The following is a 5,232-nucleotide window of genomic DNA, read 5'->3' as shown; positions in this document are numbered from 1 at the left end:
GTGCTTATCGAACAAGTGAAAAATGCTATTGCAGCAAGGTTATTTGTAGTTTCCTGAAATTTTATGAATTATTCAGGTATCTTCAAAGTTTATAAACTAATGATAATTAGTTCATTTTATTCAGATGCTAAGGATTTATATAAATCAACGATTTCTTTAGCTAAATCAGTAAATGTAATGCTTGTCATTAAATGATCTTGACTATGCACCATTAACAAAGTAATAGTATTTTCTTTTCCTTGTGCTTCCGCTGTTAACATTTCTGTTTGAGAATTATGTGCACAAACCAAAGATTCTTGAGCAGATTTTAGCTTTTTTTCTGCCTCTTCAAAATCAAATCGTTTTGCTGCTTGAATTGCCTCCATTGCATTATTTTTTGCATCACCTCCATACATAATTAATCCCATTACTGCTTGCATTGTTTTCTCATCCATATTTTCCATCTATTTCATTAATCCTTCCGCTAAATCAATTACTTTTGATCCATTCATCATTCCATAATCAGTCATTGGAATGACTGCAACTGGAATACCTTTAGGTTTCAAATTTTGTTCAAATTGTTGAAGCATATATCTTACTTGGGGTCCTAACAATACAACATCAACATTTTTATCTTCTACATATTGATCAGCTTCTGCCACTGGAACTGCAAAAATTTCTACATCTAAATTTTTTGCATCTGCAGCTTTTTGCATTTTCGTTACTAACAAACTAGTACTCATTCCAGCTGCACATGCTAACATAATCTTTTTCGACATCATTATTCTCCTATCTATTAATTGATCTTGCGATAACAGACACTGTATGTCTGATTCCTCTAATTGCTTTACTTAGCTCATAAATATTTTCTACTGGTGCTACACCACCATATCCTGCATCACCAATGTGCTGAATATCAACACCACAAATCTTATTACGAATTGCAATATCTCTAATTGTTGAAACATCAGAGCTTTCTTGACTAGTACCAATAGCTGAAAGGACTAAGCCACCCTTCTTATGAACTTCTTTTACAATTTCAACCAAATCTTTTTCTTGAAATCCTGGAACTGTTCCAACAGCTGGTACTAAGATAATATCTGCACCAGCATTTAATAGTTTTTGTGTAATCTCCATATCTACAATTGCTTCATCTACTCCAGCCCCATGCATCTTACCCGCAATAATCAGCCCGGAAAACGTTTTCCTTGCCTCTTCAATAGCTTTAAGAATCTGTTTGTTTGATACGCCAGTTCCTGGATTACCTGTTAAACAAATAAAATCAAACCCTAAGTCTTCTGCCCGTTTAAAAGTTTGTATATTTGCTTGTCTCCCAATTTCTAATTCTAAACGTTCTTCTTGTAACTCGGCATTTAGATCAACAGGTTCTAAATTTACACCTATCGGACATCCAATTAAAGAATGCAACTCTTCAATAATATTATCTTCTTTGCTATCTAATCCAAAAATTTTTGGATGCAATACGTCTAAACCATTTAATAAAATTAAATCTGCCCCAAATGCACGCGCAATTTCAGCATTGGTAATATCACCTATAAAACTTTCTCTCGGTGCAACATTTTCTGACAGGACAACTCTTCCTTCACTGGCTTTAATACTTTGCTTTAATTCTTGAGCATTCATCTTCAAAATTTCTGAAGAGTTTGTACTAATAAGCCTTTTAACCACAGAAATCTCTCCATTCTTGTCTACAGTTCCATTAAATAATTATTTTTTATTAACAATGAATAGCCGATTTTATACTTTTTTCTTAAGAATTTTTGGCTACATATAAAGCTATAATCCTTTTGACAAAAAAAACATTCCTTTAAAAATACATAACTATATCAAATAAACTCTATAAACCCCCCCCTTCATTAATTCAACTTCAAGTCAATTATCCAAAATATTTTGATTCGTTTTTAAAACTATAAATCCCCTTTCAACATAGTTTTTGATAATAATCTATTACAAATTCTATCTTACAACTTAGAATTATTTTTTGTCAATACAAAGTATAAAACCCGTTAAAATATCTACAGGTAAACTATATAGAAATAGAAGCATTACTGTTTTTTTGAAATTGTAAGTCAACTATTATACTAATTTCTATGCTATAATTTCCAATAGATCCTGGAGGTGTTTAAAATAGAACTCACAAAAAAACAAAAAGAATTGTGTTCTGAAATACTGAATGTAATTTTTCCTGAAGGACCGATTTCTAGAATTGACATTGCAAATAAAACCGGTATTACACCAGCTACAGTTAGTTTTCTTACAGGAATAATGATAGAGAAAAATCTTTTATACGAATTGGGAGAATCCTATAACGAAACAATTAAAGCTGGACGAAGAAAGATATTATTGGATGTTTCCCAAGAGCATAGTTTTTTTATTGGAGCTGAAATAACCGAATCATTTTACTCTTACGTTTTAACAGATAATACCGGGAAAATTTTTTCAAAAAAAATTTATTCCATAAATACATCAGAAATATTTATTACTAGCGATGTATTTATTAAAAATCTTCTATCTTTTTATAGATCATTAACTGTCCCTGTCTCTGCAATTGGAATTGCATTGCCTGGTCATTATAATTATTCTAGTAAAATACTTACCAATAACTACACATGGAAACATTTTGATCTAAAAAAAATTATAGACTCCGTAGAGATTCCAATTTTTTTTGAAAACAACGTAAATTGTATGGCATTGGCAGAACATTTCTTCTATAGTCAAAGAAATGAGAATTTTTTATTTTTTCATATTGGTCGAGGAATTCATTGTTCTTATTTCTATAAGGGAGATATTTTTAGCAAGGAAAATTTTTTAATAGGTGAAATAGGACATACTGTAGTAAATTTAGATGGACAGTACTGTGAGTGTGGGAAAAGAGGGTGTTTGCAAACATACACTAGTGAAACATGGTTATTAAAGTATTCACAATCAATCTATAGAAACTCCACTTCTACTTTTTTACATCAACTAGTTGATACTGAATCAGAAATTTCTATGGAAACACTTCTTACTGCATATGATCTTGGAGATCCTGCTATTCTAAAAATATTCGACAATGCGCTCAATTATATTGCTTTAACTCTAAATAATTTAAATATGATTCTTGATTCTGCTAAAATATTTTTACATGGACAAATATTTGATAATAAAAATATTTTCAATTTTTTAACACAATTATTAAATGTAGAACCCAAATTACTAGTTTTTCCTAAACAAGAAGAAATTATAAAAAAGCCCTATCAAAAAATTAACGGAGCTATTGGAGCATCTGCATTATGCATATATAAAAAGCTAGAAAATTATGATTTTGTAGTTTAATATTTCTATACAAAATCTATGCTATCTATTTTTTGTAAATAAGAATTATTGCTCGAGATAATTTATGATAAAAAAAGAAAACCATTCAAAAGATCATTTAAAACACTTATTAAGTTCGCTATCTAAAATATGAAAAGTATAATACTGTCTTCACTTTTCATTAAAATTCTCAAAAAACATTCCTATTATTCAATAGGTACGATTATTATGAGTAGAAAATAAATTTGTATTCAATTTTGTAACACTCCTAACGCAAATTTGCCTATAATTATATAAGTAATTTGACATTGTGTTGTATGGATTCATTGACAATAATTATTACTAATAAGAAAACTATTGTCAATGAATCATTCAACTGCATGCAATAGAGGTTACTCAAGTAATTCTTCATCTGGTTCCCAAGCATCGCTAAACTCATGATCCTTAAATAATGAAGCTAATCCGGTGATTTGCTTTAAACGCAATATCTCATCACTATCCATTCCAAGATGCTTAGCTATCCAAGCATCTGAACGTCCAAGCTCATGCAATTCTTTAACTATATTACTCATTAAATCTACATCATGGCTTCCTCGTGCACGATTATGCCGTATAGTACTAGCCATCCTTTGGTCTATTGGCTTATCAATAACCGAAACAGGAAGCATACCATTCTCTCTATCATATATATCTTGATGCTCAATCATTACTCGATAACGTTGGAAACCATCAACAATAATATACGTATCTTCAACTTCATCGTAAACACATACAATAGGCATCGTATAACCATCATTCTTAATACTTTCATACAATAACTTCATTTCTGGAGTTGCTACCGAATTAGGATTATAATCATTCGGAGATACTTTCTTTATATCTACTGATTTAACATTATAAACAGGGCTTTTTTTCTCGGATTTCATTTACATTCACTTCCTGTAACTAACTATCATTTCTATAATAAATTAAAGATACTTAATATTATTATATATCATCAATACTTTTGTATTTACTTTTAAGAAAGTCTAACTTTCTTTGTTGGATACGGGTTAAACCGAACCCCATAAAACGACAAATATGATCATTTTTTAACATACAAAAGCACATTCTCTTCCAGCTAGGTATATCCTTTGTACTTTTTATATCATCAGTATCATCCGGAATATTTTGCAAAAAAATAATTCTAGAATTTTTAAATATAGTATAGTTTGATATACCATTTCTTTTTATACGATAACCATTTTTCAGCAATTCTTCAATTGTTTCTTCTTCTAATCCTCCCCCTACATGATGCCAAAAATTTATAGATTTATTAAATTTTTTTATATAGTTATTTCGTAAGACATTTGGTAAAGTAGATAATAAAAATTGTGTATATGATTTCCATGTATGCCCCTCAGGCAAACTTATTATTCGATATCCCATCGCCTTAGACTTTCCATAAATACTAGCAAAATTTACCCCTTGAACTCTTCCAACAAGCTTTACCCATACTCTAGGGTCTATTACCCTGTATAAATTTAAAGACTCCTTGGCGTAATCTTGAAATGGAGAAGCGACACGCATTTGAGATGCACTTAATCCTGCTTTATAAAATAGATTATATAGATTATTGTATGTATAGCTAAATTTATAATATGCATGCCAAACATCATCAACTGTCCAATCATATAACGGAGAACCTGACCATACTCCTTTAAAATTTTGAGTGATCCAGCATTTATTTTTATACCTATATTTCTTATTTATAAATCCACTATATCTTTGTAAAGATTCATCTGCTCGTATACCTAACAAACAAATTGTCTTTCTATTTTTATTAATCTGTCTATACCACCTACCAAATTGCTTTGCCAGAGAGAGTGTAAAATATTTTGTGTAAATAGAAAAAAGGAAGTCCCTTCTGTAGAATAGAGTTACCACAACACATTCACA

General features: G+C 30.1%; 6 protein-coding genes. 1 reads left to right on the top strand and 5 read right to left on the bottom strand.

The window, feature by feature from the left end; translation table 11 throughout:
* Positions 1 to 116: 116 nt before the first annotated feature.
* Genes AB5Z52_RS15905 through AB5Z52_RS15895 form a run of 3 tightly spaced genes read right to left on the bottom strand, consistent with a single transcriptional unit; the run spans position 117 to position 1,623 of the window.
* Positions 117 to 443, bottom strand: a complete 327-nt coding sequence (locus AB5Z52_RS15905) for a PTS lactose/cellobiose transporter subunit IIA (RefSeq protein ID WP_202586286.1) — start codon at positions 441 to 443, stop codon at positions 117 to 119.
* A complete protein-coding gene (locus tag AB5Z52_RS15900) occupies positions 444 to 761 on the bottom strand; it encodes a PTS sugar transporter subunit IIB (protein WP_137264847.1) in 318 nt (105 codons plus the stop codon).
* A 7-nt stretch (positions 762 to 768) separates the two neighbouring features.
* Positions 769 to 1,623 carry a haloacid dehalogenase-like hydrolase gene (locus AB5Z52_RS15895; protein ID WP_202586315.1) on the bottom strand — a complete coding sequence of 285 codons (855 nt, stop codon included), beginning with the start codon at positions 1,621 to 1,623 and terminating at the stop codon, positions 769 to 771.
* A 495-nt stretch (positions 1,624 to 2,118) separates the two neighbouring features.
* Here AB5Z52_RS15895 and AB5Z52_RS15890 point away from each other — a divergent pair, with 495 nt between their 5' ends.
* Complete coding sequence (locus tag AB5Z52_RS15890) at positions 2,119 to 3,315, top strand: ROK family protein (RefSeq protein WP_368243971.1); 1,197 nt, start codon at positions 2,119 to 2,121, stop codon at positions 3,313 to 3,315.
* A gap of 371 nt (positions 3,316 to 3,686) precedes the next feature.
* Here the strand turns inward: AB5Z52_RS15890 and AB5Z52_RS15885 are convergent, their stop codons facing one another.
* Together AB5Z52_RS15885 and AB5Z52_RS15880 are read right to left on the bottom strand one after the other, a co-directional pair.
* Complete coding sequence (locus AB5Z52_RS15885; RefSeq protein WP_368243972.1) at positions 3,687 to 4,220, bottom strand: IbrB-like domain-containing protein; 534 nt, start codon at positions 4,218 to 4,220, stop codon at positions 3,687 to 3,689.
* Between the two features lie 61 nt (positions 4,221 to 4,281).
* A partial coding sequence (locus tag AB5Z52_RS15880) for a DUF3440 domain-containing protein (protein WP_368243973.1) occupies positions 4,282 to 5,232 on the bottom strand: 951 nt, incomplete at its 5' end.

Origin of the sequence: Enterococcus sp. RTP21361st1_A6_RTP21361_211029 (assembly GCF_040910045.1) — a bacterium.
Lineage (GTDB): Bacteria > Bacillota > Bacilli > Lactobacillales > Enterococcaceae > Enterococcus_D > Enterococcus_D gallinarum.
Note: the sequence above shows the minus strand (reverse complement) of the source record. Positions and strands in the feature narration are given on the sequence as shown.